The organism is Rhodococcus sp. IEGM 1305 (assembly GCF_030058635.1).
GTDB lineage: Bacteria > Actinomycetota > Actinomycetes > Mycobacteriales > Mycobacteriaceae > Rhodococcus_F > Rhodococcus_F opacus_D.
In genome coordinates, this window is record NZ_JASHKX010000001.1 from 44928 (window position 1) to 71573 (window position 26646).

General features: G+C 66.9%; 29 protein-coding genes and 2 pseudogenes. 7 read left to right on the forward strand and 24 right to left on the reverse strand.

The window, feature by feature from the left end; all coding sequences use genetic code 11:
- The first annotated feature begins 1 nt into the window (after position 1).
- Both QM693_RS00180 and QM693_RS00185 read left to right on the forward strand, forming a co-directional pair.
- Positions 2-1174, forward strand: coding sequence for a thiolase C-terminal domain-containing protein (locus tag QM693_RS00180; protein WP_283350973.1), 1173 nt, complete (start codon positions 2-4; stop codon positions 1172-1174).
- A 74-nt stretch (positions 1175-1248) separates the two neighbouring features.
- Positions 1249-2652 (forward strand): MFS transporter, encoded by a 1404-nt coding sequence (locus QM693_RS00185; protein WP_283350974.1) that lies wholly within the window; start codon positions 1249-1251, stop codon positions 2650-2652.
- 413 nt (positions 2653-3065) lie between these two features.
- Here QM693_RS00185 and QM693_RS37540 read toward each other — a convergent pair.
- From QM693_RS37540 to QM693_RS00205, 5 genes and pseudogenes are all read right to left on the reverse strand, one after another.
- A pseudogene (locus QM693_RS37540) lies at positions 3066-3241 on the reverse strand (long-chain fatty acid--CoA ligase); the annotation flags it as partial.
- A 108-nt stretch (positions 3242-3349) separates the two neighbouring features.
- Positions 3350-4411, reverse strand: coding sequence for a lysylphosphatidylglycerol synthase transmembrane domain-containing protein (locus tag QM693_RS00190; protein WP_283350975.1), 1062 nt, complete (start codon positions 4409-4411; stop codon positions 3350-3352).
- A 266-nt stretch (positions 4412-4677) separates the two neighbouring features.
- On the reverse strand, positions 4678-5433 hold the full coding sequence (locus tag QM693_RS00195) for a hypothetical protein (protein ID WP_283350976.1): 756 nt from the start codon (positions 5431-5433) through the stop codon (positions 4678-4680).
- Positions 5430-5684, reverse strand: coding sequence for a hypothetical protein (locus QM693_RS00200; protein WP_283350977.1), 255 nt, complete (start codon positions 5682-5684; stop codon positions 5430-5432). Before QM693_RS00200 ends, QM693_RS00195 begins: the two co-directional genes overlap by 4 nt.
- A 166-nt stretch (positions 5685-5850) precedes the next feature.
- Positions 5851-6276: a pyridoxamine 5'-phosphate oxidase family protein gene (locus tag QM693_RS00205; protein ID WP_283350978.1), complete on the reverse strand. Its 426-nt coding sequence runs from the start codon at positions 6274-6276 to the stop codon at positions 5851-5853.
- A 260-nt stretch (positions 6277-6536) separates the two neighbouring features.
- Here QM693_RS00205 and QM693_RS00210 point away from each other — a divergent pair, with 260 nt between their 5' ends.
- Entirely contained in the window at positions 6537-8249 is a 1713-nt protein-coding gene (locus QM693_RS00210) for a GAF domain-containing sensor histidine kinase (RefSeq protein ID WP_283350979.1), read from the forward strand.
- Positions 8250-8713: 464 nt separating this feature from the next.
- Here the strand turns inward: QM693_RS00210 and QM693_RS00215 are convergent, their stop codons facing one another.
- The 16 genes and pseudogenes from QM693_RS00215 to QM693_RS00285 form a co-directional block, all read right to left on the reverse strand.
- Positions 8714-10075, reverse strand: a complete 1362-nt coding sequence (locus tag QM693_RS00215; RefSeq protein WP_283350980.1) for an MBL fold metallo-hydrolase — start codon at positions 10073-10075, stop codon at positions 8714-8716.
- A gap of 85 nt (positions 10076-10160) precedes the next feature.
- Positions 10161-10934: a sulfite exporter TauE/SafE family protein gene (locus QM693_RS00220; RefSeq protein WP_283350981.1), complete on the reverse strand. Its 774-nt coding sequence runs from the start codon at positions 10932-10934 to the stop codon at positions 10161-10163.
- Positions 10935-10974: 40 nt separating this feature from the next.
- Positions 10975-11388 (reverse strand): DUF302 domain-containing protein, encoded by a 414-nt coding sequence (locus QM693_RS00225; RefSeq protein WP_283350982.1) that lies wholly within the window; start codon positions 11386-11388, stop codon positions 10975-10977.
- 282 nt (positions 11389-11670) lie between these two features.
- The gene (locus QM693_RS00230; protein ID WP_005257459.1) at positions 11671-11940 is read right to left on the reverse strand and encodes a metal-sensitive transcriptional regulator; all 270 of its coding nucleotides are present in this window, start codon (positions 11938-11940) and stop codon (positions 11671-11673) included.
- Positions 11941-12048: 108 nt separating this feature from the next.
- On the reverse strand, positions 12049-12345 hold the full coding sequence (locus tag QM693_RS00235) for a DUF302 domain-containing protein (protein ID WP_283351488.1): 297 nt from the start codon (positions 12343-12345) through the stop codon (positions 12049-12051).
- A gap of 130 nt (positions 12346-12475) precedes the next feature.
- Entirely contained in the window at positions 12476-12646 is a 171-nt protein-coding gene (locus tag QM693_RS37700) for a DUF8730 family Cys-rich protein (RefSeq protein ID WP_502942568.1), read from the reverse strand.
- A 32-nt stretch (positions 12647-12678) separates the two neighbouring features.
- Positions 12679-12780: pseudogene (locus tag QM693_RS00240) on the reverse strand (thioredoxin domain-containing protein); the annotation flags it as partial.
- Between the two features lie 33 nt (positions 12781-12813).
- Positions 12814-14193, reverse strand: coding sequence for an MBL fold metallo-hydrolase (locus tag QM693_RS00245; RefSeq protein ID WP_283350983.1), 1380 nt, complete (start codon positions 14191-14193; stop codon positions 12814-12816).
- Between the two features lie 443 nt (positions 14194-14636).
- A complete protein-coding gene (arsA, locus tag QM693_RS00250; RefSeq protein ID WP_283350984.1) occupies positions 14637-16406 on the reverse strand; it encodes an arsenical pump-driving ATPase in 1770 nt (589 codons plus the stop codon).
- Between the two features lie 15 nt (positions 16407-16421).
- A complete protein-coding gene (gene arsD / locus QM693_RS00255; RefSeq protein ID WP_283350985.1) occupies positions 16422-16841 on the reverse strand; it encodes an arsenite efflux transporter metallochaperone ArsD in 420 nt (139 codons plus the stop codon).
- Positions 16842-16861: 20 nt separating this feature from the next.
- Complete coding sequence (locus tag QM693_RS00260; protein WP_283350986.1) at positions 16862-17281, reverse strand: arsenate-mycothiol transferase ArsC; 420 nt, start codon at positions 17279-17281, stop codon at positions 16862-16864.
- Between the two features lie 17 nt (positions 17282-17298).
- Positions 17299-17661 carry an arsenate reductase ArsC gene (locus tag QM693_RS00265; protein ID WP_283350987.1) on the reverse strand — a complete coding sequence of 121 codons (363 nt, stop codon included), beginning with the start codon at positions 17659-17661 and terminating at the stop codon, positions 17299-17301.
- A gap of 56 nt (positions 17662-17717) precedes the next feature.
- Positions 17718-17996 carry a hypothetical protein gene (locus QM693_RS00270; RefSeq protein ID WP_283350988.1) on the reverse strand — a complete coding sequence of 93 codons (279 nt, stop codon included), beginning with the start codon at positions 17994-17996 and terminating at the stop codon, positions 17718-17720.
- The gene (gene arsB / locus QM693_RS00275) at positions 17996-19105 is read right to left on the reverse strand and encodes an ACR3 family arsenite efflux transporter (RefSeq protein WP_283350989.1); all 1110 of its coding nucleotides are present in this window, start codon (positions 19103-19105) and stop codon (positions 17996-17998) included. Before arsB ends, QM693_RS00270 begins: the two co-directional genes overlap by 1 nt.
- Entirely contained in the window at positions 19102-19494 is a 393-nt protein-coding gene (locus QM693_RS00280; protein ID WP_283350990.1) for an ArsR/SmtB family transcription factor, read from the reverse strand. The genes arsB and QM693_RS00280 overlap by 4 nt, the downstream gene beginning before the upstream one ends.
- A 69-nt stretch (positions 19495-19563) precedes the next feature.
- Complete coding sequence (locus tag QM693_RS00285) at positions 19564-19896, reverse strand: hypothetical protein (protein ID WP_283350991.1); 333 nt, start codon at positions 19894-19896, stop codon at positions 19564-19566.
- Positions 19897-20220: 324 nt separating this feature from the next.
- On the opposite strand from QM693_RS00285, the gene QM693_RS00290 reads away from it, so the two are divergent.
- Positions 20221-21498, forward strand: a complete 1278-nt coding sequence (locus QM693_RS00290) for an APC family permease (protein WP_283350992.1) — start codon at positions 20221-20223, stop codon at positions 21496-21498.
- 115 nt (positions 21499-21613) lie between these two features.
- Positions 21614-22081 (forward strand): SixA phosphatase family protein, encoded by a 468-nt coding sequence (locus QM693_RS00295; protein ID WP_005264417.1) that lies wholly within the window; start codon positions 21614-21616, stop codon positions 22079-22081.
- Positions 22082-22090: 9 nt separating this feature from the next.
- On the opposite strand, the gene QM693_RS00300 is transcribed toward QM693_RS00295, so the two are convergent.
- Positions 22091-23551 (reverse strand): CYTH and CHAD domain-containing protein, encoded by a 1461-nt coding sequence (locus tag QM693_RS00300; RefSeq protein WP_283350993.1) that lies wholly within the window; start codon positions 23549-23551, stop codon positions 22091-22093.
- Positions 23552-23773: 222 nt separating this feature from the next.
- Here QM693_RS00300 and QM693_RS00305 point away from each other — a divergent pair, with 222 nt between their 5' ends.
- Positions 23774-24076 carry a WhiB family transcriptional regulator gene (locus tag QM693_RS00305; protein ID WP_283350994.1) on the forward strand — a complete coding sequence of 101 codons (303 nt, stop codon included), beginning with the start codon at positions 23774-23776 and terminating at the stop codon, positions 24074-24076.
- A 60-nt stretch (positions 24077-24136) separates the two neighbouring features.
- On the opposite strand, the gene QM693_RS00310 is transcribed toward QM693_RS00305, so the two are convergent.
- Positions 24137-25540 (reverse strand): SNIPE associated domain-containing protein, encoded by a 1404-nt coding sequence (locus tag QM693_RS00310; protein WP_283350995.1) that lies wholly within the window; start codon positions 25538-25540, stop codon positions 24137-24139.
- A 162-nt stretch (positions 25541-25702) separates the two neighbouring features.
- Here QM693_RS00310 and QM693_RS00315 point away from each other — a divergent pair, with 162 nt between their 5' ends.
- Positions 25703-25978 (forward strand): barstar family protein, encoded by a 276-nt coding sequence (locus tag QM693_RS00315; RefSeq protein ID WP_283351454.1) that lies wholly within the window; start codon positions 25703-25705, stop codon positions 25976-25978.
- 9 nt (positions 25979-25987) lie between these two features.
- Here QM693_RS00315 and QM693_RS00320 read toward each other — a convergent pair whose 3' ends face one another.
- On the reverse strand, positions 25988-26251 hold the full coding sequence (locus QM693_RS00320; protein ID WP_283350996.1) for a hypothetical protein: 264 nt from the start codon (positions 26249-26251) through the stop codon (positions 25988-25990).
- Positions 26252-26646: the final 395 nt, after the last annotated feature.

Sequence of the window (26646 nt, forward strand, 5' to 3'; positions counted from 1 at the left end):
GATGGCGGACAACAGAGCACTGGCGGGGCGGTACGCCATCGTCGGGGTCGGTGAGGCCGGTCTGGGCAAGGCACCGGCCGGTGCCACGGCGCTGTCGCTGCAATGCCGGGCCGCCCGCTCGGCGATGCTCGAGACCGGACTCGGCCCGGCCGACATCGACGGGGTCTTCGCGCACTGGGACGACCGCGCGAACGCACTGCTCGTGGCGGAGTACCTGGACATTCACCCCCGGTACGTCGACAACACGGTGGTCGGCGGCCAGTCCAACATCACCCATCTGGTCCACGCGATGGCGGCGATCGACGCAGGATTGTGCGAGGTCGCCCTCGTCGCCTACGGCAGCACACAGCATTTGGACAAGAGTCGCGCGCGGGGCGGCGTCGTCCAGGACCCGCGCTCACCGATGGGCCAGTTCGCGACGCCGTACGGCATGCTCAATCCGGTCGGGTACTACGCGATGCTGGCCCAGCTGTACGCGAGCCGGTTCGGCTGTGTGCCAGAGCATCTCGGGGAGGTGGCCCTCGCGGCTCGCCGGTGGGCGCAGCTCAATCCGAACGCGGCGCGGCGGGAACCCCTGACCATGGAGGACTATCTCGCGTCACCGGTCATCGCCGACCCACTCCGCAAGCTCGACATCTGTCAGATCAACGACGGTGCCGGTGCCATGATTCTGACGAGCGCGGGACGTGCCGCCGATCTGGCGCAGAAGCCGGTGTCGATTCGGGGTTTCGGTGATACCTACCGACATCACATGACCCCGCTCGGTACGGAGGACTGGCTCGACAACGGAGCGCTACGTGAGATCGCCGACGACGCACTGGCGATGGCGCGGCTCGACCGGCAGGACATCGACGTCGTCCAGATCTACGACGCCTTCACCATCAACGTGCTCGTCGCGCTCGAAGGGCTCGGGTTCTGTGAACCAGGCGGTGCCGGCGCATTCGTCGGAGGCGGGCGAATAGCTCCCGGCGGGACATTTCCGCTGAACACCTCCGGTGGAGGGCTCTCATTCAATCATTCCGGTCAGTTCGGAATGCAGTTGATGATCGAGGCCGTCCGTCAGCTACGCGGCGAATGCGCCGCACGCCAGGTTCCGGATGCGCGTACCTGTCTGGTCCAGGCCGGAGGGATGGTCATGTCCGCGTACATGGTGATGATCCTCGGCACCGACTGACCCATCACTGAATCTGCGCCCGGTTCCGCATCTTTCGACTTCGTCGACCCCGAATACCCCCAAGGAGGTTCGTCATGGACAAAACCACTGCGGTACCAGATGTCATGGTGACTGCCAACCTGCTGTCGCGTCTCGACCGTCTGCCGATGACCAGGACAGCTCTGCTGACAACCATACTCGTGACGGTCATCTGGGTCGCCGAAGGATTCGAAACGGGGGTCATCGGCCCGATCTTGCTGCTCGTGAAGGAGCCCTGGGGTCTGACGGCTCAGGGAACCGCTCAGCTCGGGATCGCGTCCACCGGCGGCATCATCGTGGGGGCAGCCCTCGCCGGTCGCATCATCGACCGGTACGGCCGTAAAAGTGTCCTGCTCTGCGGTGTTTCGTTGTTCTCGCTCTTCTCGGCGCTGTGTGCAGTGTCGGCGGACGTGGGGTGGATCATGGCGATGCGGGTTCTCGGTGGACTCGCACTGGGTGCGGTCTTTCCCATTCCGTACCTCATGCTCTCCGAACTACTCGGTACCCGGTCCCGCGCCCGAATGATCGCGGCGGCGTCCGCGGTGCTCGCGCTGAGCTATCTGGTCCCGCAGGCGGCGGCCCTCGTCATGGTCGGTCATCTGCCGGTCGATCTGGCCTGGCGCATCCTGTTCCTCCTCGGTGGCCTGCCGATCCTCGCGGTGCCGCTGATCTACCGGAATCTGCCCGAAAGCCCTCGGTGGCTGCTGCTGAAGAGCCGCACAGACGAAGCGCGCGCACTGGTCGAGCAGTTGGAACGCGAGGCCGGGTACCACCACGAGAATGACCTCGTACACCCCGAGATCGCCACCGTCGTGCGGGCCGAGTACGAGTCCGGCGCCGAACGGGGCAGCGGGACAGCCGACCTGTTTCGCAGGCCGTTGCTCGGCAGATTCATGCTGTGCCTGCTGATCTGCGCCGGCGCAAGCGCGGGCGCCTATGTGCTCTTGGTCTACGCCTCGGTCATGTACGCGGATATGGGGATGACAACCCAGGGAGCGTTGGTCACCACCATCGGAATCATCATTGCCGGCGCGGTGGGGGCGATCGCGGTGGGACAGTTCGCCGACAGGCTCGGCCGCAAGAAGACCTTTCTCCTCTACAGCGTCGGCGCCATCTTCGGATTCAGTGCGCTCGCACTGTCTCAGAACGTTGCACTCGCTGTCACGTGCGGGTTTGTCAGCGCGTTCTTCTGCACGGGTCTGGTTCCTTTCACCAAGCTGTTCACGTCCGAACAATTCCCCACCCATGCGAGGGGTACCGCCGCCGGATTCGTGGAATCCGCGAGCAGGTGCTTCGGTGGAGTCCTCGTCGTCGCATCGATCCCCTTCATCCAGAACAAGCTGGGAACGAGTGCACCGTTCTGGCTCATCTGCGCGATCTTCCTCGTGTGCCTCGGGCCCGTCATGCTCGGTGCTCGTGAAACCCGGGGCATGAGCATCGACCGAGCAGGAGCGGTCTGAAGTGTCATCCTTGCAGGAGTTCCGGTCGGCCGACTCGGACATTCCGCACCGTTGACGGTGACAGAATGGCGACTACGGGTGATCCGAGTCGACGGGAGACGTCGTGGACGGAATGTTCGGAGCTCATCGGCCACGTAGGCGAGCGGCCTGGATTGCCGTGGCCGCGATGCTCCCGTGGCGGCGTGCGGGCAGTCACGGAGTGATTCCGCCGTCCACGACGCCCGTTGGGAAAACCCACGGTGAGTGTCGGGAAGGGAGCACTCTCGATGTGACGGTGGACCCGTCCACGGGTATCGCCTACGTCACCAGCCCGTCACCCGACCAGCCACACCGCGTACGTCGTTTTCGCCCCGTGCGGTCCGGTCCACTCCCGAACCGCCAATTGGTTCGGTCCGTCGACTCGGCGCAAGTCGAGTGGAAGGTGAGATGGGCGCGCCGCCGCAAGAGAGGGTCCTGACCGAGGGGAAGTGGGCCGCGCTGACACCCGGCACGTCTGAAGGGCGTTGAACACCGTGATCGAGCCGATCGTGTAGGTCACCCGGTGCTCCACGAACGTGTCCAGTGCGACGGCTGCGTCGAACCGATTCGCTCAGGCGAGCAATATCTCGAGCGGCTAGGTCCGCGCCGTCAGTGAAACGACTGCTGGATCACTGCAATGCCACCGAGGTCCGGTCGTGCGCTCGCCGCGCGAGACCTCTTACTTCCGGCGGCGCCACTGTGGTGCGGGGTCGGGGCCCTCCACGCCCTGCTGCTGCGCACCCCGGAAGCGTGCCGCGAAGACGATCCAGCCGATGGCGGCCATGAGCAGGAAGCTGACCAGGCGGTAGACGACGATCGCGGACACCGCTTCGGCGCCGGTCATTCCGCTGGCGGTCAGTGCGGGGACGAGCACGGCATCCATGACACCGAGGCCGGCCGGCAGGAGTGGGATGGCCGAACGGGCGGCGTTGCCCGCCGCGTACGCGACGGCCAGTCCGGCGAACCCGGGATGTGCGCCGACCGCGTAGCACGCGAAGGCGAGGCATGCGGCGTCGGCGATCCAGTTGAACAGCGACCACCCGAACGCGCGGGCGGTGTCGCGGCGATCCATCCGGACGGCGCTCATCTGGTTCACGATGTGCTTCCATCGGCGAACACCGTTCAGCGGAGGCTTCTTTCGAAGCGCATTGAATCCGCGTAGCGCGGTGATGCCGACACCTTCGAGGGCGTCGGGCCGCGAGGCGGCGTACTGAGCCACCGCCAGGAAGGCGAACAGGCCGCCGCACGTGAAGATCAGCGAGAACGGGTTGGTCTTCGCCCCGACGAGCAGTGCGCCCGCCAGTCCGACGAGCGCCAGGCCGATGGCCTGGAGGGCGCCGGCCATCACCAGTTGCCACGTCGCGACCACCGGTGAGGCACCCCAGAGGCGTGTCTGCCGGTACCTGAACGTCGTTGCCAGAACCGGGCCGCCGGGCAGTGTCACGCTCATCGAATTGGAGGCGAACGTCACCGCGAGGGACTGCCGCTGTCTGATGTGCACGTCCGCGACCCCCAGCAGGCAGCGCTGGACCCGGGCGAAGCTCGACATCGACGCCAGTGACGCCACGACGGCCGCGGCCACCCATCCCCAGTGGAGGTCGCCGAGGTTCTGGACGCTCTCGGAGAGGTCCGGCCAGATGAGGACGATCTCCACCGCGAGCACGACGACGAGCAGGCCGCCGATCACCCATTCGACTCGACGCCTGCGGGGCGTCGGGCGGGTGTCTTGGGCGTCAGTCATACGCGTCCATTACACATGGCCGGTGATCCGACCGTGTATCCGCCGTCGACGTCGAGTTTCTGTCCGGCGAGGAAACCGCGGTCCCTGTGTCAGGTGGCCAAAGACTCCTGTCGCCGATTCAGTGGTGGTTCTCAGCATCGAACTGACACCCCTGTTCCCCAGAGTTCCGCGAGGTGCTGCGGTTACCGACTGCGATGCACCAGCCCCAACAGGTGAGGTCCGCCCACACGTCGACGGCCTTTGACAGTTGCACCTCGCCGGCAGGATTACGGCAACTCGCTGCCATTCCCTGACCTTGTCCGGTGACCGGTGAGTTCGACGTTCTCGTCCCCTGCGCCATCGAGGGTGGGCAGGAACCATCCCGTGACGATGCCGAGCACCGTACCGGCCGCGATCCCGGTGATCGCGGCGAGCGCGGCGACCGCCACTGTGGGCCAGCCACTTTCCGGAGTCGTCGCACCGATGAAGATCACGGCCATCGTGGGCGGCCAGGCAATGGTGTTGGCTAGTACCCAGCGCGTCGGACGAGGAACGAGACGGCGCACCGTCATCGCTTGAGCGGCACCGAGGACCGCACCCATCACCGCACCCAGACCGAGCGCGCCGGCCACCACGACGAGAAGTGCCGGCTCCGCATCACCGCCGCTGTCATCGGAGAACACCCCCGGAGCCGAGGCGGCTGCCCAGCCCAACCCCGCCACCGCCGCCGTGACCACGAGCCATCGGCGTCGATTCAGCCGCGGAATCAGACGCCGCAAACCACTCGCCTGCAACGCACCGAGCGCCGCCCCTTCGACCAGCCCACCTGCCACCACCAGAAGTAGCGCCAGTGCCGCATCCCAGCCCCTCGGCTGACCTCCGAGAACGTGCTGGGACAGCTTCGCTGCGACGGCGGCAGCGGTCATGCCGACGGCCTCGGCACTCGCGCACAACGCAATCCAGCGCTTTCCCGACAACCCACGGGCACCACCTTCGAACGGTGTGTGGTCGGTTCGCTGTCGACCCCACCCAAATGCCGTCATCGCCGCTCCCCCCGGGGAGCCTCCGCGCGGATGGCGCCGGCCCACCGGTCGATATCGGGCCAGTCGCGGGCGTCGCATTGTCCGTTGTGAATAGCACTACCGGGCACAACATCGTGGTCATTCACTTCGGCGATGTCGGCGCAGGACTGCAGACTCACGTCATGACCGGCCGAGTCGAGCCCCGCCGTGATGCGTTCGGCGATCCCTCGTGCCGAACCCGTCGTGCTCGCGTGCCCGTCGAGTATCTTCATCGTCTCGTCCTTTGCATGGTGTGCCGCAACGAATTTGCGGGCTTGTCCAGTGCGCCGGTAGCCGATCTGGTCATGTGCTTTCTCTGGAGCGTGCCGTTGAGGGCGGTGGTGATCGCGTCGCCGCCACCGAACGCAATGTCCCATCACGGTCACCAGCAGGGGAGCCCTATCGCTGGTCGCCTGCCAGCCGGGGCAGGGTCATTCGTCGCCCGGTGACGTGCTCGATGTCGAGGACGAGGTAGCAGTCCGAGGACCGGATCGTCCACGGGGACGGACCGGAGTGGTCGAACCCGGACAGATACTCCGAGCCCGTGGCGGTACGGGCATGGCCGAGAACGACCACACTCCACCCGTCGCGGGTTCCCGACTCGACATGCCCGGCCTCGAACGCGACGAACGTCCGATCGAAGCGGCCGAACCAGGACTCGTTGCAGGTCGCGATGATGATCTCGGCGCGAGGGGCGGCGAAGGTCACCAGCCGGACCGCGGGCAGGGCGTCCTCGGTGTAGAGCAGACGACCCGTGGGCACCGACCGCAACGCGTGGACGCATTCGGTCGGGGTCAGGGTGCCGTCACGGCCGGAGGTACGCATCGCGTGGTCTTCTTTCCAGGCGCGACGGTCGGGTGCGTGCCTCTACCTTCTCCAGCATGGGCGGTTGTTCCCCTCGTGGTTAGAGTCCTAAGTCGTTCGCCTGCCGCGGTCGGGAACCCACCAGGAGGATCGCCCACCCGTCGCGGGGTTTGACGTCGACGACAAGGGGATATCCTCGGGGTGTACGCGTCGCCGTCGGCTACGTCGCCCGCGCCTGTACGGCGGGCGAGTCGGGAAGCGGCGCAGAAAGCTGGTAGACGATGCCAGGAGACGACGAATCGCTCCTGCTCGACACTCTCTCGCAGTTACGGCTACGGCAAATGCTGACCGAACGGCAGGACCGCATCGAGCAGATGACCGCCTCCCGGGAACACTTCGACGGCCTACTCGCGGCGATGCTCACCGTCTCGTCCGGCCTCGACCTCGCTGCGACCCTGCGGCGGATCGTCGACGCGGCCATCAGGCTGGTCGACTGCCGATACGGAGCCCTCGGCGTGCTCAACCACAGCGGAGACCGATTGCAGGAATTCGTCTACGCGGGCGTCGACGACGAGACTCGCCACCTGATCGGGGAGTTGCCGACCGGGCATGGCCTTCTCGGCCTGCTCATCGACCGTCCCGCACCGCTACGCCTGGACGACATCACCGGGCACCGCGCGTCTGCGGGGTTTCCCGCACGTCACCCGCCGATGCGCACCTTCCTCGGTGTGCCGGTCCGCGTCCGCGGGCAGGTCTACGGCAACCTCTACCTCACCGACAAAGCCGCAGGCCAGTCCTTCACCGAGGACGACGAAGACCTCATCCAGGCCCTCGCGGCGGCGGCCGGGATCGCCATCGACAACGCCCGCCTGTTCGAACAAGCCCGTCAGCGCCAGCAGTGGCAGCAGGCCACCAGCGAGATCCGCGGCGAACTGCTCGCCGCCATCGACCCCAGCGAGGTGCTCGACCTGATCGCTCGCCGGGCCCGCCACCTGGCCGGCGCCGACCACGTCCTGATCGCCCGACCGGACGACCTCGACCAAGTTTCCGCCGACGTCACCGCCCTCACCGTCACCGCGTACGCCGGAAGCGATCCGAGCGTGCCCGGCATGCGGATCGGTGTCGACGACACCGCTACCGGGCGGGTCTACCGCACCGGGAACCTGATCCAGGAGCCGGAGATCAGCGACACCGGCCCGCACGGTCCGGCTTTGCTGCTGCCGTTGCGGGTGTCCGCGGACTCGGTGACCGGGGTCCTCGCCCTTATCCGCAGCCGCGGCCGGGAACCGTTCGACGACCGCCAACTGCCGTTGGCCGCGGCGTTCGCCGACCAGGCCGCCCTCGCGTTGAAACTGGCCGATGATCAACGCCAACTGACCGCCCTGTCGCTGATCGCCGAGCGGGACCGGATCGCCCGGGATCTGCACGACCACGTCATCCAACGGTTGTTCGCGCACGGACTGCACCTGCAAAGCGCCCAGGCCCGCAGCCGCGTCCCCGAGGCCCGGCAACGGTTGTCGGAGATGATCGACGACGTTCAAGACATCATCACCGATGTCCGCACCGCCATCTTCGACCTGCACGGCGGGGAGGACGACGGGTTCGCGCTGCGCCCGGCGTTGACCGCGATCGTTACCGAACAAACCGGTGAGAGCGGGTTGCGCACCACGATGCGCATGTCCGGGCCACTGAGTGTGGTCACCGGACCCCTCGCCGACCATGCCGAAGCAGTGCTGCGGGAAGCACTGAGCAACGTCGTACACCACGCCCACGCCCACCAGGTGGATGTCACTGTCTCCGTCGGCGACGACCTCACCATCTGCGTCACCGACGACGGCATCGGCATCCCCGCCACCGGTGTCCGCAGCGGCCTGCACAACCTCACTGTCCGCGCCCAGGAGGCCGGCGGCACCTGCACCCTCACCAGCCCCACCCCCGGTGGAACCCGCCTGACCTGGACCGCACCCCTGCCGGAAGTTCCAGGGGCAGAGTGAGTTTCGCCCGTTCCGCGTCCAGGCGCGATGTGTAACGTCGCACCGCGCCGCAGCCCTGAGCCGAGCAGTTCCGGGCCCGAGCTCGTCCCGCGATCACTGCGGGCTATCGGGTGCCGCACTCGGAAGTGTTCACGGCACGATGACCGCGCGCCAGGTAGCGTTCCGGCCAGCAGCCGCCGGAACGCCTCCACCCCCCGCCGATCCGAGCCCACCCGCGAGCGCGCCGGCCAGGCCCAGGCCGCCGGGTTGCAGTGCGCGGCGGCGCTGATCGGTTCCATCAGTCGCTGTCGTCGAGCATGCGCAGCAGGTCACCGAACTCCTCGGCGTCGATCTCCCCCGTGCGAAACGTTCCTCGAGATGTTGAGCGATACACCAGCAGCTGGTCCCCACTTGCACGCGGGGACGGTGATCACCGATGCGTGCATAACCGTCCTGCACCATCCCGTGGTCGCCAGGAGTTGCTTTCAGCGCTGGGCGGGCACCCCGATCCCACGGGTGTCCTTCGAGTTCTCGTAGTCGTCGTTGATCAGCACGGTCGTGCGGTCGGGTCGGTCGATCATCGAGGCGGCGACGGAGGCGCGGTAGCCGGAGGCGCAGTGCACCCAGACCTCACCGGGGGGTAGCTCGGTCATGCGGCCGAGGAGCTCGTGGAGGGGAATGTTGATCGCCCCGCCGATGTGGCTGCTCTCGTATTCGTTGCGTTGGCGGACGTCCAGGACGGTGATGTCCTTCTCGTGCAGTGCGTTTGTGAGGGCGGGGAAGTCGGCGACCCGGTAGGAGCGCAGTTCGGTGCCGGCAACGAGGGTGTGGATTTCGCCGATAGCGGCGCCGGTGAGGTCGTCGATGCCGATGCGGACCAGTTCGCGGCGGGCGTCGGTGACCTGGTCTTCGTTTTCGCCGATCAGGGTCAGGGGTGCACCCCACTGGTAGAGCCAGCCGAGGTAGGTGACGAACGAGTCCGACAGCTCGAAGCCGAGGGTGCCGCCGAGGTGGCCGGCGGCGAAGGCGGTGCGCTCCCGCAGGTCCACGACCCATTCGCCGGCCTCGATGCGGCGGCGGAGCTCGTCCGGGTCGACGGGTGCGGGCAGCGACAGGTCGACCGAGGCCGGTCCTCGGGTGTTGATCACGCCCATGTGGGCGTAGTAGGCGGGATACTCGGACAGACCGGCGATCAGGTCGTCGACGTAGCTTTGCTCGTCCTGGGTCAGGGCGGGGTTGGTGGTGCGTTGTTCGCCGACGGTGGAGGAGTCCCCGCTCGCGGGGGTGGCGGCGCAGAAGCTGCCGAATCCGTGGGTGGGGTAGATTTTGGTGTCGGCGGGGAGCTCGTCCGCCAAGCGGCGCACCGAGTGGTACTGGGCGTGGGTCAGTTCCCGGGTGTGGGCCTTGCCGAGGAGGTCGGTGCGGCCGGTGGTGCCGAAGAGCATCGATCCACCGGTGAAGACTGCGTGGGGGGTGCCGGCGGTGTCACGGAGGACGTAGCTGACGTGGTGGTGGGTGTGACCGGGGGTGTGCATGACCTGCAATTGGATCGGTCCGGCGTCGATGACGTCGCCGTCCTCGACGGCGCGCCGCTGGTAGCCGACGTCGTCGCCGGTGGGGACGGCGTATTCGGCGCCGACGGTGCGGGCCAGCTTGAGGCCACCGGTGACGTAGTCGTTGTGGATGTGGGTCTCGAGGACGTGGGTGATCCGCACGCCGCGGTCGTGGGCGAGAGTTAAGACCCGGTCGATGTCGCGTTGCGGGTCGACGACGACGCCGACAGCGCCGTCGCTGACCAGGTAACTGCGGTCGCCCAGGCTCGAGGTCTCGATGATCGACACATCCATGACTCGTACCTTCCTCACATATTCTCTGGTGTTCGCATGCCCGGAGGGCATAGGTGAAACGGTGTGATGCAAGCCGCCCGCGGCATCAGCGCAGCAAGATCGTGTCGATCAGCACGTAGGCGGCGACGGCGAAGACGAGATAGGCGAACCACCGCTGCAGCCGGTCGGTGTCGACCTTGGTGCCGAAATGACCGGCGATCATGGACCCTGCGATCGCGGTGCCCGCGAACGCGAAGGTGATCGCCCAGTCGATGCTCGCGCCGCTCAGGTGCGAGACCAGACCGGCCGCCGAGTTCGCGACGATGATGACCAGCGAGGTGCCGACCGCGACCGACATGTCCAGACCGAGCATCAGCACCAGGGCTGGGATGATCAAGAATCCGCCGCCGACACCGAACAGGCCGGTCAGCAATCCCACCGCGATCCCGGCGGGGATCGATCGGGGGGCGCAGCGGCGCCAGTCGATCCCCGAGTCCCCGACCTCGCAGGCCGTGCCGGTGTCGCCTCGGTCCATCAGCATCCGGATCCCGGCGACGACCATCACGGCAGCGAAACCGATCAGGACCACCGATTGCGGCAGCAGGCGCCCGATCGCGCTGCCGGCGAAGGTGGCGGGAATGCCGCAGGCGGCGAATACCCCGGCCATGCGCCAATTCACTTGGTGCTCGCGAATTTTCGGGACGGCTCCGGCGAGAGAGGCGACACCGATCACGAGCAGGGAGATCGGAATGGCCTGTTCGAGGTCGAGGCCGAGGCCGAAGACCAGCGCGGGGACGGCCAGGATCGACCCGCCGCCGCCGAGGAGTCCAAGCAGGACGCCGATGATCGCTCCGAGGGCGAGCGCGACGGTCAGAGTCACCGATCCTCCTTTCCGTCAACGGGAATGGGCAGGTGCAGTCTCAGTCCTTCGATGCGCCCGCGCGCAAGGAGTCGATGGCGGCCTGCAATGCGGCGGTGGCGTCGTCGGCGACGGCTCCGAGCCCGGGTTGGTCGGCGACCTGCACCATCACCTGTGGGTTCATCGCGTCGATCAGCACCGTGCCCGGATCGGAGGGGTCGGCACGCACGACGACGTTGCACGGCAGGAGCAGCCCGATCTGCCGGTCCACGGTGACCGCGCGGTGCGCGAGCGGCGGATTGCAGGCACCGAGGATCAGGTAGTCCTCCATGTCTTCACCGAGTTTCGCCTTCAGGGTGGCCTTCATGTCGATCTCGGTGAGGACCCCGAAACCCTGCTCGGCCAGGGCTTTGCGGGTGCGGTCCACCGCGTCGGCGAACGAGGTGCGCAGGGTGGTCGACAGTGCGAGTGTCATGAGCGTGTCTGCCTTTCTGTCGGCGACCTGAGATCAGGTCGGGCATACTGCGGTGCGCCGGGGCACACCGAGGCGGTGGAGCAGCGGGTTCGCGGCCTGCGAACCTGGTGAGCAGCAGCTACCACGACGTAAAGACCAGTGACAGTGCGATGCCCGCGAGCACCACCGTCCCGGCGAGTGGCGGCACGATCCTTTTCGATCGTCCAGCCGCGCCGGTGGGTCGCGTCGGTCATGGTCGCCTTTCGTCGTCGTCGAACGGGGGTAGGGGCGCCGGATAGAGCCTCAGGCGAGGGCGAGGAAGAGCTTTTCGAGCTCGGCCTCGGTCATCGGTTCCTTGCCGTCCTCGGGCTCGCCGGTGAGGCATTCCCGTAGCCCGGTGGCAACGATCTTGAACCCGGCGCGATCCAGGGCGCGGGAGACTGCGGCGAGCTGGGTGACGACGTCCTTGCAGTCGCGTCCCTGCTCGATCATCGAGATCACCCCGGCGAGCTGCCCGTGGGCCCGGCGGAGCCGGTTGAGTACCAATGCAATGCTGTCTTCGTCGCCGACCATCATGGTTCCTTTCCTGAGACCTGATCACAGTATACCCCCGGGGGTACCAAGGGTGGGGTGGGTGCATTGTGTATTGCCCCACCCCACCCGCGGCCACGGTCCCGACGCTCAGTGGGAGAAGCTGATCTTCGGCAGGACCTTGCGCAGCCAGGCCGGTGACCACCAGGCGGCGTGCCCGGTCAGGCGCAGCGGTACCGGCCGCAAGATCAGGCGGATCAGCAGCGCGTCGAGGAGCTCGGCGAGGCCGAGGGTGGACGGGCCTTCGCGCACGAGGACGTCGCAGGGCAGCAGTCCGATCTGCCGGTTGGGTCTGACCGCTCGATCCGCGGGCGGGGAGTGCAGGTCGCCGAGGGTGGCATTGCATTCCATCCTTTCGCCGAGCTTCGCTGTCGCGCCGGCCTGCATCTCACTCTCGGTGCGAGCCGAATCCCTGCTCCGTCGGCGAGTCCCGGCCTTGTCGACGGCATTCTCGAGTGTGCGGTGGCCGGCAGTCTGGGTGGCAAGGGTCTGCCGGCAGGGTGGGTGGGTGGTGCGGTCACCGGCCGAAGAGTGTGCTGAAGAATCCGGATTTCGCGGGGGGAGCGGGATTGTCCTCGCAGGTGCACTTCTGGGATTCGGGCACGGTCTTCATGACACCGTCGACGTGTGCACCGCAGCCTCCCCAGGTCGTCTTTCCGCAGCCGGGGCACGCAACTGGATAACACATGGTGGGTTCCTCCTTGGATACCGCTGATCGTAACGCCGCGGGCCGCACCACGACGCCCAGAAGTCGACGCGCACGATGGCGTTGTCGGTGATCGTGGATGCGAAGTCCGTGTGGGTGAGGTTTTTGGTGGTCATGAGGGATCCTTTCCTGGGATGTTATCGAGAGCGTCAGGCCGTCACCTGCTGTGCGGCCCATGCGTTGTAGCCGCCGACGAGATCGCTGACCCGCTCGATACCGCGGGCGCGTAGCAGCGATGCAGCGACGCTCGAACGCCATCCACCGGCACAGTGCACCACGATCGGCTTGCCGGTCGGCAGCTCCTGGGCGCGGGAACGCAACTGCGCCAACGGAACCGGGATCGCACCGGGGATGACGCCGAAGTCGCGTTCGGCGGGGTTGCGGATGTCGACCAGGGTGATCGCATCGTCGGCGCGCAGCCGGTCGAGTTCGGTGACGGTGGTGCGCGGCGCCGTCTGGACGAGGTCGGCGAGTGCGGTGGGGAGGATGCCGTCGGTGTCGGTGCCGAGGTAGCCGATCACGTTGTCCGAGCCGATCCGGGCCAGGCGCATCGCCGCGTCCTGTTCCTCGCCCGGGTAGGTGATCAGCACGATCGCCTCGCCGACCTCGGCGACCATGCCGCCGGTTTCGGCGAACCGGCCGTCGAAGCCGACGTTGACCGCACCGCGCAGGTGTCCGGCGGCGAAGTCGTCGACGGTGCGGGCATCGAGTACCCGGGTGCCGGCGGCGAGTTCGGCGCGCACCCGGTCGGCGGCCAGTTCCGGGATCCGGCGGTGCTGGTCGAGTGCCGGGTGGGTGGACTTGTTCAGGGCCGCGTCCACCGAGAAGTACGCCGGTACCGCGGGCTGGCCGTCGGTGATCAACGCGACGAATGCGTCCTCGCTCATCGGCTGAGCCGACGCGTTGGTGCGCCGTTGTTCCCCGATGGTCGAGGTGAGCTCCGCGGACAGGTTCTTGCCACAGGAGGAGCCGGCGCCGTGCGCGGGCATCACCGTCACGCCGTCGGGCAGGGCCAGTAGCGTGTCGTGCACCGTGTGGTACATCGCCCGGGCCAGGTCCGTGGTGGAGCCGTCGCCGAGGTTGACCAGGTCGGGCCGACCGACATCGCCGATGAACAGCGAATCCCCGGTCAGGACCGCGGTCGGGGCGGCGTCCGCGGTTTCCCGGACCAGGACGCTGATCGATTCCCAGGTGTGGCCGGGGGTGGCGAGGATCTCGAGGTCGACTCGCCCGAGGGAAATGCGCTCGCCGTGCGCGAGGCGACGGATCGGGTAGTCGGTCTCGGCGGCCTCGCCGAAGCCGATCCAGGCGCCGGTGGCCTCGACCAATTCGAGGTGCCCGGAGACGAAGTCGGCGTGGAAGTGGGTGTTGATCACCCCGTCGATGGTGAGCCCGTGCGTGCGGGCGTCGTCGAGGTACTCGGTGATGTCGCGGCGCGGGTCGACTACGACGGCTCGCCCGGTGGATTCGTCTCCGATCAGGTACGAGGCGTGGGACAGGCACTCGATGTAGTACTGCTCGAGAATCATCGCGGTCTCCTCCGAAGTTGGCAGGATCTTTCTCCTTGTCAACAAGAATGCCCTATACCCCATGGGGTATGCAAGTACCCCATGGGGTATAGGGCATGTTTGTCGAAATGCCCGACGCGGCGCGTCGTGCGGTGTCGGTGTTCGGTGGGGCCTGGGGGCGCACGGGTCGGCCGGTTACTCTGCGCGCGCAGGTCGAACTCGGCGACCACTTCGTCCCGCTGGCTTGGTGCGAGGCACGTTCAGTGCGCGCACTGAACGTGTGCGTGTGCGACTCGGCCGCTTGTGGGACATCCTGCGTGGTCAGGCTTGGGTGGCGCCGTCTCAATGCTGCGTGGTCGGCCAGATCCTCGGCCAGGAACTCTCGGAGCAGATCCACTGCCTGCACGACCGGGAATCATTGACCCATCGTGCTCGACAATGGAACCGGGAAACCGGGGGCTGCCTTAGCTGGCGGTGACCGTGTTCTCGGCTCCAGCGAGCGCGGCAAGAGCTCCTGTTCCGATTGGTTCGGCCGGCAACATCGGAACGATCGCATACCGGCTGTGTGTCCGAGTGATGGTGTCGATCTCGTCCCGCTCGGTGACCGACCTTTGCTGGAGCAACTCCGATGTCGGGTTTGCTGCAGCGAGGGAGTTGTTGACCACCCAGGCCCACGGCTCGATCCCGGCGCGTTGCAGGTCGGCCTGCAACCCTTCGGCTTCGAGGCGCGGGGTGGTTTCGGCGAGCGTGACGAGCAGGACCTTCGTCTCGTCCGGGCTCTGCAGCCGCATCAGCGGGGTGGTGAAGTTCGTGTTGTCGCCCATCTGCCGGGCGATCTCCCGGTGATACGAGCCGGTGGCATCGAGGAGCAGCAGGGTGTGCCCGGTGGGGGCGGTGTCGACGACGACGAACTTGCGGCGCGACTCGTGGATGACCCGGGAGAACGCTTGGAAGACAGCGACTTCCTCGGTGCACGGCGAGGCCAGGTCCTCGGCGAGGGTGGCCCGGCCCTGTTCGTCCAGTGCCGCACCCTTGGTGGCCAGCACCCGGTCCCGGTACTGCGCGGTGGCGACGGCGGGGTCGATCCGCGACATCTGCAGGCCGTCGAGGTTCCCGGCGAGGGTGTCGGTCAGATGCGCGGCCGGGTCGGTGGTGGTCAGGTGCACCTGGTGGCCACGCTGGGCGAGGGCGACGGCGATCGCGGCGGCGAGGGTGGTCTTGCCGACCCCGCCCTTGCCCATGCACATGATCAGCCCGTGATCGGCGTCGGCGAGTTCGTCGATCAGGGCGGACAGCGGCGCATCGGGCAACGGTGCCGCATCCTCGGCGAGGGCCTGGGGTGTCGGGGCAGGGTGCGGGGTGAACAGGCTCTCGAGTGCGCTGATGCCGACCATGTTGGTGGCCTTGAGCTCGATCTCGTCGAGCGGCAAGGTGCGCAGTTCACGGGGAAGAGCGTCGAGGGCGGCCTGTTCGCGGTCGCGGATCGCGGCGGCGAGTTGGTCGCAGTCCTCGGGGGTGGGGAGGACACCGTTGACGACGACGTGCTGGTGGGTGAGCCCGATGTCGGCGAGTTCGGCGTGGGTGCGGGCGATCTCGGCGAGCGGGGCGCTCTGGGCGCGGGTGACCAGGACCAGGCGGGTGCGCTGAGGATCGGCGAGGGCGGCGACGGCGTCGGCGTAGATGGTGCGCTGCTTCTCGAGCCCGGACATCGGGCCCAGGCAGGAGGCGTCACCCTTGCCGGTGCTGAGGAAGTCGGTCCACGAGCCGGGCAGCTGCAGCAGCCGGATGGTGTGCCCGGTGGGGGCGGTGTCGAAGAGCACGTGGTCGAAGTCTGCAAGGGTGTCGTGGTCGGTGAGCAGGACGGTGAACTCGTTGAACGAGGCGATCTCGGTGGTGCACGACCCGGACAGCTGCTCGGTGATCGACGCCAGCTCCTTCTCCGGCAACAAACCCCGCACCGGTCCGACGATGCGTTCGCGGTAGGCGTCGGCGGCCTGCTCGGGGTCGATCTCGAGCGCCGAGAGCCCGGGCACGGTGAGGACTTCGGTGACGGTGTTGCCGATGGTGAGTCCGAAGACCTGCCCGACGTTGGAGGCGGGGTCGGTGCTCACCAGCAGCACCCGCTTGCCCGCGCGGGCAAGTGTGATGGCTGCGGCGCAGGCGATCGAGGTCTTCCCGACCCCGCCCTTACCGGTGAAGAACAGGAAGCGGGGCGGGGTGTCGAGAAACTTCATTGCGGGCAATGCCTTTCAGCAGCAGCTGGTGCTGCCGGTGTCGGTGGGGGAGCAGCAGGATCCGGCGTCGGTGGTGTCGGTGAGCCCGAGCATGGTGATGCCGGCGGGTGCGCCTGCGTACGGGGTGTCGGTGCCGATGCCGGCCCACTTGGCGAGCTGGGTGCGGTCGGGGTAGCGGCCGGTCTGCGCGGTGACACCGTCGACGAGCACCAGGGGCAGTCCTTCGGATCCCGAGACCTGGAGGAACGCCTTGACGGGTTCGCGCTCGGCGAAGGCGAGCGGTTCGCTGGCCAGGTTGAACCGGGCGATGTCCCCGCCCTGGGAGCGGACCCAGTCCATGTCGGCGGAGAAGGTGACCAGACCCTGGTCGACGTCGTCGCCGCAGACGCCGGTGTTGCAGCACAGGGCGGGTTCGAAAATTTCGATGGTGCTCATGGTGTTCTCCTCGGCCGATCTCAGGACTGGTGGGTGGTGCGGAGTTGGGCGGCGAGCTGATTCACGCGGGCGGTGATGTCGTCGCGGACCAGCCGCATCCGCTCGATCCCGTCGATGCCGCGCTCGGACGGCTCAATGGTGTCCCAGTTCTCGAACCGGGTGCCGTCCACCGGGTCGACGTGGGCCTCGCGGCCGAGGGTGACGACCACATCGACATCGCGGACCAGCTGCGGGTCGATCAGCTTCGGGGTCTCCCCGGTGATGTCCACTCCGACCTCGAGCAGCGACTCCGCCGAAAGTGCGTTCACGCTGTTGCCGGGTTTGGTGCCGGCCGAATACACCTCGACCGCATCCCCGGCGGCCTTGCGCATCAGTCCGGCGGCCATCTGCGACTTGCCGCCGTTCTTCACGCACACGAACAACACGGAGGGCCTGCTCATCGTCTCGTCTCCGTCTCTCAGGCGGTGGCGGGGACGAGTTCGGCGATCAGCGCCTCGACCCGGCTCCGGATTTCGTCGCGGATCGGACGGACCGCGTCGACGCGTTTGCCGGCCGGGTCGTCGAGCGCCCAGTCGCGGTAGCTGACCCCAGGGAAGACGGGGCAGGCGTCGCCGCAGCCCATGGTGATCACCACGTCGGAGGTCTGCACGGCGTCCGGGGTGAGGATCTTCGGGGACTGGGCGGAGATGTCGATCCCGATCTCGGCCATGGCCTCGACGGCGGCGGAGTTGATGGTTGCGGCCGGGGCGGACCCGGCGGCCATCTGGGAGCGGCCGGCGTTGTGGACGCAGACGAACAACACGCTCGGGGTGGTGGACATGAAGAAGTCCTTTCGGTGGAACGGGAACGGAAGTCGGTGGGGCCCGACCGGTTCGGTCAGGCGGGGACGGTGGTGAGCTCGCGCAGCAGCTGGCGAACCCGGGTGCCGAGGTAGTGCGGGTGATCCGCGACGGGGTGGGTGTGTACCTTCGCGGTGCGCCGCAGCGCGGTGTAGGACTCGAAGACATACCGCTCCACCGTCTGTGGGGAGAACACCCCGGTGTACTTGACGGCCAGATGCTCGCCGGTGCGCGACAGCACGGCTTGGGGCATCAGCAGTTCCGGTTGCGCCTGCTGGATCTGGAAGCGCAGTTCCTCATCGAGCGGATCGGACATCAGGACTCCTTCGTCACGGATGCGGGGGCGTCGGTGAAACCAGCGGAATGCGAGAACCGGTTGCGCAGCGCCAGGGACACATAGACGAGCCCGACGAGAACGGGGACCTCGATCAGCGGTCCGACGACACCGGCCAGGGCCTGCCCGGAAGTGGCGCCGTAGGTGGCGATGGCTACGGCGATGGCGAGTTCGAAGTTGTTGCCCGCGGCGGTGAACGCGAGAGTGGTGGTGCGTTCGTAGCCCAAGCCCATGACGGCGCCGAGCGCGTAGCCGCCGCCCCACATGATCGCGAAGTACGCCAGCAGCGGGACCGCGATCCGGACGACGTCCCACGGCTGGGAGGTGATCCGGTCACCCTGCAGGGCGAAGAGGATCACGATCGTGAACAGCAGGCCGTACAGCGCCCAGGGCCCGATCTTCGGGATGAACTTGGTTTCGTACCAGGTGCGGCCCTTGGCCTTTTCGCCGAAGCGGCGGGTGAGGTAGCCGGCAACCAACGGGATGCCCAGGAAGATGAGCACCGACTTCGCGATCTGCCACGGGGAGGTGTCGATGGTGGTCTGCTCGAGGCCGAGCCAGCCAGGTAGCACGGACAGGTAGAACCAGCCGAGCGCGGCGAACATGATCACCTGGAACACCGAGTTGATCGCGACCAGCACGGCGGCGGCCTCGCGGTCACCGCAGGCGAGGTCGTTCCAGATGATGACCATGGCGATGCAGCGGGCCAGGCCGACGATGATCAGCCCGGTGCGGTACTCGGGCAGATCCGGCAGGAGCAACCAGGCGAGGGCGAACATCAGCGCCGGACCGAGCACCCAGTTCAGTACCAACGATCCGATGAGCAGTCTGCGGTCGCCGGTGACGGTGTCGAGTCGGTCGTAGCGGACCTTGGCGAGCACCGGGTACATCATGATCAGCAGGCCGAGGGCGATCGGCAACGAGATGCCGTCGATCTCGACGGCGCTCAGGGCGTCCCCGAGCCCGGGGATCATCCGGCCGAGGAGCAGTCCGGCGACCATGGCGACGCCGATCCACACCGGCAGGAACCGGTCCAGGGTGGAGAGTTTGCCGACGACGGCCGGGTGTTCGGTGGTCGAGACCTCGCTCATGCCGGAACCTCCGTGGAGGTGCAGGTCTCGGACGGGACGACCGGTCCGCTCTCGGTCAGCAGCACAGCGGACAGCTGCTGCAGCGCCGACGGGATCACCCAGTAGTACACCCAGGTGCCGCGACGCTCGCAGTCCAGCAGGCCGGCGGCGCGCAGCACCTTCAGGTGATGCGAGATCGTCGGCTGCGACAAGTCGAACGACTCGGAGATGTCGCACACGCAGGCTTCACCGCCGGCGTGGCTGGCGATCAGGCTCAGCAGGCGCAGGCGCACCGGATCGCCGAGGGCCTTGAACATCCGGGCCAGATCCCCGGCCCAGTCCTCGGTCAATGGTTCACGCGCGAGCGGCGAGCAACACGCGCCACCGTCCGACAAATCCTGATTCGACATGCGTCGATATTGACAGATGTCGAATCAGGGCGCAACGTAGCGGACGGCCCAGGTGCGGATCAGGCCGTACTACTCGGCACGTCCGGACGGGAAGTGCACCGACCCGTCATTCCCGATGCAACCACCCTGGACGGGGCCGCTGCCGAAGAAGACGCCGTTGAGTTGCCCGCTGCCTCCGGGAGGGTTCGATCCGACCCCGGCGCCCCCGACGCCGATCGCCCCGCACTGATAACTGTTGTTGTCGGCGGGGGTGTTGGGATCGTTGTGGACGTGGAGTTGCGTGCCGGGTGTGTTCGGGTCTCCATGAAATGCCGGTGCCGCCGCCGCGACGCCCGAACCGAGGGCAAAACAGGCGGCGATCGCGGCCGAGGTAATCGCCGTGCGCAACGCGAACGTGTTCATCTGATGTCACCTTTGATTCGATTGTCGCCCGGCGTCTCACCGGCCGATGATTCTCGGGTTACACATGATTTCGGTGTAGCCGTTTTCCCGATGACACAATTATGGTCCGAGCGGTTGGCGGAAATCACCCCTTCGCGTGCTTATCGGTGTATTACGCGCGATGCCCGCACCCACTCGCCACGGCCGACGCAGCCCTGGTCGTGATCGCGAGCGGCGTCGTCGCACCGAAACTGCTTGATCCCGAGGGGTTCACGTCCGAGTTCCGGACAACCGCTAGCGTTGGAGTGCCCGACACCCGCACGTCCGAAGGGGAGACTTCCACGCATGGCCGGTGACGAGATTTCGGAAGGCAACGACGCGCACCCGACCGCGACGCCACAGTTGCGCCGGCGGCTGGGAGTATTCGACTCGGTGATGATCGGCCTCGGGTCGATGATCGGGGCGGGGATCTTCGCCGCGCTGGGGCCTGCCGCAGCCGCTGCCGGAGGCGCCCTGCTCGTCGGGTTGGCGGTGGCCGCGGTGATCGCGTACTGCAATGCCCACTCCTCGGCCCGGCTCGCCGCGCTGTACCCGCAATCCGGTGGCACCTATGTCTACGGCCGTGAACGTCTGGGACCGTTCTTCGGGTATCTGGCGGGCTGGGGATTCGTGGTCGGCAAGACAGCCTCGTGTGCCGCGATGGCCCTGACCGTCGGCGCCTACGCCTGGCCCGGCCGCGAGCATCTCGTCGCGGTGATCGCCGTCGTCGCTATCACGGCGGTGAACTACCTGGGTGTGCAGAAGTCCGCGCTGGTCACCCGGGTCATCGTGTTCGTGGTGCTCGCCGTCCTCGCCGTGGTCGTCGTCGTGTGCCTGACCGGTTCCGACACCGGCTTCGACGGCCTCGCGATCACCTCGGGTCACGGCGTGGCCGGAGTCCTGCAGGCCGCCGGCCTGCTGTTCTTCGCGTTCGCCGGGTACGCCCGGATCGCCACGCTCGGCGAGGAGGTGAAGGACCCGGCCCGGACCATCTCCCGGGCGATCCCCATCGCTCTGGCGATCACACTCGTCGTGTACCTGTGCGTCGCGGTCGCCGTCCTGCAGGCTCTCGGCGCCGACGCACTCGCTGCCGCGACGGATCCACTCGCGCAGGCCGTTGCCGCTGTGGGGTTCGGCGGCCTGGAGCCGGTGGTCCGGGTGGCTGCGGTGGTCGCGGCGCTCGGCTCACTGCTCGCCCTGATCCTCGGGGTGTCACGGACCACGTTCGCGATGGCACGGGACGGCCATCTGCCACGTCTGCTCGACGCCGTCCACCCCCGGTTCGCGGTGCCCTATCGGGCCGAGTTGGCCGTCGGTGTGGTGGTGGCCCTCCTCGCCGCGACAGCGGATCTGCGCGGCGTCATCGGGTTCTCCTCGTTCGCGGTCCTGGTCTACTACCTGATCGCCAACGCATCGGCCTGGACCCTGTCTGCGAAACCGTGGTCGCGGCTGGTGGCCGTCGTCGGCGCCGTCGGATGTGTCGTTCTCGCCGCGTTCCTCCCCCTGGCCTCGGTGATCTCGGGCGTGATCGTCCTCGGAGTCGGGGCCGCGATCTACGGGATCCGCACTTCCCTCCGTACCTGACGGTCGGGGTGTGTGCGCTACCCCGCAGAGCATTTCGATTCTCAGGTCGCGGTGGCCAATTGTCGTCTCGCGTGGGAGTCTTCAACGACCATCCCTGCGCCGGGAGAAGGTGAGAATGTTCGTCCTGGTCCGGCATTCCCATGCGGGCGAGAAGAAACAGTGGCACGGCCCCGACGTCGAGCGTCCGCTGAGCCCGCTCGGGCACGAGCAGGCCCACGGTCTCGTCGCGGCGCTGAGCGGCATCGAGATCGAGACACTGCTCTCCAGTCCCACCACCCGTTGTCGCCAGACCCTGCTGCCGCTCGCGCAGGCGCGCGGTCTGCCAATTCACGACGAACCACTGCTGGCACCGGACGCACCCCCCGACGAACTGTTCGCCGCGCTACACAGACCCGACGCCGACCGGGCGGTTTTCTGCACCCACGGGGAGATCCTCAACGCGCTGGCCGAGTTCGCGCAGTCGCGCGGAATACCGGGCCTCCCTCCCTCGGGCGCGACCGCGAAAGGGGGCGTGTGGTTCGTCGACTGCGGTGCAGGTCCGCCTCCGGCGCTGCGGTACCTCGCGCCGATTCCGACCGGCTGACCTCGACTTCTAGGTCGACGCGAGCCGGGCGGCGTCCTCCCGGGCCTGCCGCGCCTTCTGCAGTTCCAAACCGTACAACAGGCCGAACGTGAAACCGTTCTCGCCCGGTGTCGTGCCGGCGCGGGCACCGAGACTCCGGAGCGTCTCCGCGGCGACGACGCTGTCCTGGTGCTCGCCGAGAATCTTCTGCATCTTCTTGAACCGTGCCGCTTTCTTCTTCGCCGTCTTCTTTCCCAGAATCGGTGCGGCGAGTTCGGCGGCGTACCGGGCTCGTTTGGCGGCCTTCCGCGCGCGGTGCAGGGCCGCATCGTCGTCGCCGGCAGTCGCGGTGGTGACGCGTGTGAGCGCCTTGCGTTCGGCCTTCCGCACGCACTTGTCGATCACGCGGGGATCGTCGCCGGCCTCGGCGGTCAGCGGTGGCGTGGTGCGCCACCGCGCCAGCGTGGCCAACAGCGCACGGTAGCGGTCACCGTCGAGGGCTTCCATTACTTCCTTCGTACGACGGAGTTGCTCGGCGAGCAGATCGTTCTCGATGCGCGCGGCGACCGGGCCCATCACCAGTTCGGAAGGCAGGGCCACGAGGGCGTCCGCGAAGCGTGCGCGTTGCACCTGCCGATCCCGCACTTCCCCCAGCAGTCCGGCGTACCACGACAGTTCCGCGTCGAGTTCTGCCCGCGCGGTCTTATCGAACAGGCGCCCGAATACCCGTAGCGTGCTGCGGAAACGTCGGATTCCCACGCGGGTGGGATGGACCGGGTCCAGTCCACGACGCAACCACACGTCGCCGGCCACGATCGCCTGGACCTGGGCATCCAGGTAGTCGACGAGCACCGCTTCCACTGTCGTCCGGGTCGTGTCGCCGCCCGCGAGGTGCGCGGCGCTGAGCACCCGGCTGAGCTTCGACGGATACCGCGACGGCTGCGCTCCCCGGCGGGTGAGGCGTTTACCGATCTTCCCGAGCAGTTTCTCGTCCCCGGCATCACCGAGTTCGACCTCCACCTCCCGCCACTCGCTCAGGACTGCGCGATCGCCGGCGACGGCACCGCGCACGCTGTCGTCGGCCACTTCCGCCAGCAGACGGTCGTCCCGGTCGAGGAGTCGCTGCGTGCGTCGCACGGTTTTCAGCGTCGCCACCGGATGCACAGGTTTACCCAGCGCGACACCCGCAATCATGGCCGCCAACTCGTCGGGAACCGCGTCACTCTCACCCGGAGGCATCCGAATCTCGGTGCGGGCTTTGTCTGCGGGGACCTTCAACTGCCATCCCACATCGGCGTCCCCGGTCCGGCGGCGGAACGTGATCTTCTGACGGAGCAGATCGCGGTCATCCGTGTCGTAGTAGACGCTGTTCAGATTCACCGTGCCCTGCTCGATCCGTCCACCGGCAGGCAACACGTCCTCGAGATCCGGCAGGACGAACTCGAGCCCCACCTCGTACTTGTCTTCCCGCTCGCGCTGCATCGACACCATGGATCCAGTCTGCACCCACGACGGCAGGGCCGATCTCCGACGCGCGATCGGCACGGAGTGCAGTTAATCTGTCAGCGGTGCAATTGTCGATCGCACCTCGTCGCCGGAGCCGAGGCGTTGCGAAAATCTGTCCGCAACCGAATCTTTCACACGATCCATCGGGCCGTGCCCGCATTCCCAGTGCCCTGACTGTGCTCGGTCTTCGAGATGGGATGGCTCCACATGAGCAAACCGAACAGGCGCCACGACCTCGCACACCCCGCAGAGGACCTCGGCTGGATAACGTGGGCTCAGTGTCGAGAAGGAGACCCAGATCAGCTCTTCGTCACAGGCGCCGCGCAACGCAAAGCCGCCGCCCTCTGCAGGCACTGTCCGGTGCTGATGGAATGCGGTGCGTACGCACTCGACAATCGAGTCGAATTCGGCATCTGGGGTGGGATGACGGAACGGCAGCGCCGGGCACTGCTCGCGACGCATCCCGAGGTCCGCTGGTCCGACTTCCTGTCGGCGAAACACCGGGGCTGACTCGGTTCACTCGATGCCCGTGGACGAACTCGTGCGACGCACTCGACTCGTCTGCTGTCGCTACAACAGGACGTCTTTCTTTCCGATACTGATGAGGTATTCGTCAGCTTCGGGTTCTTCGGTGAAGGAGATGACTTCGCCGATCTCGCGTTGCAGGACTGTGAGTACTTCTGCAGGGGTCGCGTAGAAGAACTCGCGCCGTGGATTGACCTTGTTCACGCGGCGGTCGGCGAAGGCCTGGTGAAGCTTGGCCTCGACGGTCACGGCGTCGTCGGCGAAGAACAGCGCATGTACGTCGAAGCGGAACGGCACGGATGCGTCACCGAGTTCGCGGACGCGGTCCATTGGTTCGAGTCGGCGTGTCATGCCGATCTTGACCGTGTTGATTCCGAATGCCCCCATATTGGAGATCACATAGACGAATCCTGCACGGATGTTGGCGGCTCGGTAGTCGACGTTATCGAGAGCATGCTGCACGTCACCGAGCTTGTCGCGTAGACGTTGCGCTCCCGCGGTGTCACCACTCGCTTCGAGTGCGGTGAGGGCGTTGCGGTAATGCGCGAGCTCCTTCTCCAACTTGGCGCGTTCCGCCTGAAGCTCTTGCTCAGCTTTACGTTGCTCGCGCAACTCCTCCCGGCGTTCGCGCTCGGCTTCCTTCTCTTCCTGAACTTTCATGTGGAAGTCGGCAGCCAGCTCGAGTTCTGTGAGCCGCAGTCGATGGTAGTGATCGGTGACTCGCAAGCTGATCATCTGGCCCTGCTTCGAAATCTGATCAGCAGCTTTGAATAGTCTCTGGCTGGCGACGGGCAGGTTGCCGGCCTTCACCGTCTTGACGCAGTTCTCAGCCTCGGCGTTGTAGGCGCGGAGCATGATTCGCGACATGTCGGAGACAAACTTGCGGCCCTGAGCTGCGGAGTTATTGAACGTAAAGTTTGTGGTCGCGGTGATCGCCGTCTTGTCCTTGACGGACTGTTTGATCGCAGACTGTACGCGGAGAAGCTCGTCCTTGAGCTGCACAGAGGTTTCAGCGGGGTGGTGATAGCGATAGAGCCCCACCGATTGCAACTCTTGTTGTACTTGTGCGTCGACGAGCGCGCCCCGCGCCGTAGCGATCTGCTGATCCACCTCGACCTTCTCCTGTCGAAGTCGCGCGACGTCCGCCGTCAGGCGCATGGTTTCGGCGTCGAGCGCGGCAACCCCGGCAAGGCCCATACGGTCGACGAGATGCTGCAATCTGTCGACTTCGGACTGAAGCTCCTGTGCGCGCTTCTTGGCGTTGAATACGGACAGTGGCCGCTGCGCCTGCACAATGTCTGCGGTGCCGGAAGCCGGTGCGCGGGGTACCGGATTCTCCGCGCTTGCGAAGGGTTGTGTCGCGGAAGTCCACCGATTGCCGTCCCACCAGCGGAGGTGGGGCTGTCCCTGAGGATCGGGGTGCCAGCCAGGAGGAATCGGCGTTGTCATGCCCAATAGATATCAAAATCGACCGCCGGGTGGGGAATGATCGAACCATGACCGGACAACCCGTGACGTACGTGATCGACGGCGCGCGCATCCACACGCTCGACGACGTCTTCACGGTGGTCGGAGAAGCGGTACGGTGAAGGCGGGTACTTCGGCCGCAACCTGGATGCGTTCGCCGACTGCCTCACCGGCGGATACGGCACGCCTGATGACGGTCGTTTCCTCTTCGTATGGGAGAACAGCGACAGATCCCGCGAGACCCTCGGGTATGCAGAGACTGCGCGTCAGCTCGAGCAGCGTCTCGCGCAGTGCCACCCGACGAATCGGGAGAAGGTGCGCGCCGATCTCGAGCGCGCGCTGAGGGAGGACGGGCCCACGGCGTTCGACTGGGTTGTCGGCACCTTCGAGTTCCGGGATGTGCGGCTCGACCTCCGGTAGGCGTAGCGCTCACTCGACCAGGTACAGAGTCACACGGAAGTATCGGGAATCGCGACGGAAGGTCGGTGTGGTGACGCCGTACCGCTCGATGAACTCGTGCTGTTCGACGAACCGAAGGTCACCGGACGTGCCGGGCACCGAGTACTGGCGATTCGGCATGCGCCACGTGCCCGTGTCGGGTACGTCCCACATCTGCACGTTGGCGGGCAACAGTTTCCAGCCCTGGTCGGTGTGCAGTTCGAGGTTCGCGACGACCTCGATGGTCGCGACCACTCCGCTGACGGACAGTACTGGCTGAGGGGAGAAACCCCGGGTACCTGTCGACGTAGAAGACTCCTCGGCCGACACCGTTCGGCCGACTCTCGACCTCCTCGGCCAGTGATCGGAGCTCGGCGGGAAGCTGCTGCTCGTCGAGCCACGAGAGGGCAGTGGTCACGGTGTCACCCGGGTGCCAGACGGAGTCTGCGGAGACAGGCTCGTCGTCGACGAAGACCGTGAACGTCTGGGGTGAGGCATGGTCAGGCGTGCGCCGTGGTCGTTCGTCGAGCATCGTCAGACCCCGCGCAGTAGGCGGACCGATGGGCGAAGCCATCGGGTGCGGGGTTACCGTGCCGCACACGATACGCGCCCGCCGCATCGGTTCGACCGCCGCTGCCGCACTGAACGCG

Excerpts from the sequence above, each read along its gene's own strand:
- QM693_RS00280 (WP_283350990.1), bottom strand. The coding sequence starts at position 19,494 with ATGTCGAATCAGGATTTGTCGGACGGTGGCGCGTGTTGCTCGCCGCTC.
- QM693_RS00235 (WP_283351488.1), bottom strand. The coding sequence starts at position 12,345 with ATGCAGGCCGGCGCGACAGCGAAGCTCGGCGAAAGGATGGAATGCAAT.
- QM693_RS00190 (WP_283350975.1), bottom strand. The coding sequence starts at position 4,411 with ATGACTGACGCCCAAGACACCCGCCCGACGCCCCGCAGGCGTCGAGTC.
- QM693_RS00200 (WP_283350977.1), bottom strand. The coding sequence starts at position 5,684 with ATGAAGATACTCGACGGGCACGCGAGCACGACGGGTTCGGCACGAGGG.
- QM693_RS00260 (WP_283350986.1), bottom strand. The coding sequence starts at position 17,281 with ATGAGCAGGCCCTCCGTGTTGTTCGTGTGCGTGAAGAACGGCGGCAAG.
- QM693_RS00265 (WP_283350987.1), bottom strand. The coding sequence starts at position 17,661 with ATGTCCACCACCCCGAGCGTGTTGTTCGTCTGCGTCCACAACGCCGGC.
- QM693_RS00310 (WP_283350995.1), bottom strand. The coding sequence starts at position 25,540 with ATGACAACGCCGATTCCTCCTGGCTGGCACCCCGATCCTCAGGGACAG.
- QM693_RS00195 (WP_283350976.1), bottom strand. The coding sequence starts at position 5,433 with ATGACGGCATTTGGGTGGGGTCGACAGCGAACCGACCACACACCGTTC.
- QM693_RS00210 (WP_283350979.1), top strand. The coding sequence starts at position 6,537 with ATGCCAGGAGACGACGAATCGCTCCTGCTCGACACTCTCTCGCAGTTA.
- QM693_RS00270 (WP_283350988.1), bottom strand. The coding sequence starts at position 17,996 with ATGTCCGATCCGCTCGATGAGGAACTGCGCTTCCAGATCCAGCAGGCG.
- arsD (WP_283350985.1), bottom strand. The coding sequence starts at position 16,841 with ATGAGCACCATCGAAATTTTCGAACCCGCCCTGTGCTGCAACACCGGC.
- QM693_RS00180 (WP_283350973.1), top strand. The coding sequence starts at position 2 with ATGGCGGACAACAGAGCACTGGCGGGGCGGTACGCCATCGTCGGGGTC.
- QM693_RS37700 (WP_502942568.1), bottom strand. The coding sequence starts at position 12,646 with ATGTGTTATCCAGTTGCGTGCCCCGGCTGCGGAAAGACGACCTGGGGA.
- QM693_RS00285 (WP_283350991.1), bottom strand. The coding sequence starts at position 19,896 with ATGAACACGTTCGCGTTGCGCACGGCGATTACCTCGGCCGCGATCGCC.
- QM693_RS00225 (WP_283350982.1), bottom strand. The coding sequence starts at position 11,388 with ATGACACTCGCACTGTCGACCACCCTGCGCACCTCGTTCGCCGACGCG.
- QM693_RS00230 (WP_005257459.1), bottom strand. The coding sequence starts at position 11,940 with ATGGTCGGCGACGAAGACAGCATTGCATTGGTACTCAACCGGCTCCGC.
- arsB (WP_283350989.1), bottom strand. The coding sequence starts at position 19,105 with ATGAGCGAGGTCTCGACCACCGAACACCCGGCCGTCGTCGGCAAACTC.
- QM693_RS00215 (WP_283350980.1), bottom strand. The coding sequence starts at position 10,075 with ATGGATGTGTCGATCATCGAGACCTCGAGCCTGGGCGACCGCAGTTAC.
- QM693_RS00290 (WP_283350992.1), top strand. The coding sequence starts at position 20,221 with ATGGCCGGTGACGAGATTTCGGAAGGCAACGACGCGCACCCGACCGCG.
- QM693_RS00305 (WP_283350994.1), top strand. The coding sequence starts at position 23,774 with ATGAGCAAACCGAACAGGCGCCACGACCTCGCACACCCCGCAGAGGAC.
- QM693_RS00205 (WP_283350978.1), bottom strand. The coding sequence starts at position 6,276 with ATGCGTACCTCCGGCCGTGACGGCACCCTGACCCCGACCGAATGCGTC.
- QM693_RS00245 (WP_283350983.1), bottom strand. The coding sequence starts at position 14,193 with ATGATTCTCGAGCAGTACTACATCGAGTGCCTGTCCCACGCCTCGTAC.
- arsA (WP_283350984.1), bottom strand. The coding sequence starts at position 16,406 with ATGAAGTTTCTCGACACCCCGCCCCGCTTCCTGTTCTTCACCGGTAAG.
- QM693_RS00185 (WP_283350974.1), top strand. The coding sequence starts at position 1,249 with ATGGACAAAACCACTGCGGTACCAGATGTCATGGTGACTGCCAACCTG.
- QM693_RS00300 (WP_283350993.1), bottom strand. The coding sequence starts at position 23,551 with ATGGTGTCGATGCAGCGCGAGCGGGAAGACAAGTACGAGGTGGGGCTC.
- QM693_RS00295 (WP_005264417.1), top strand. The coding sequence starts at position 21,614 with ATGTTCGTCCTGGTCCGGCATTCCCATGCGGGCGAGAAGAAACAGTGG.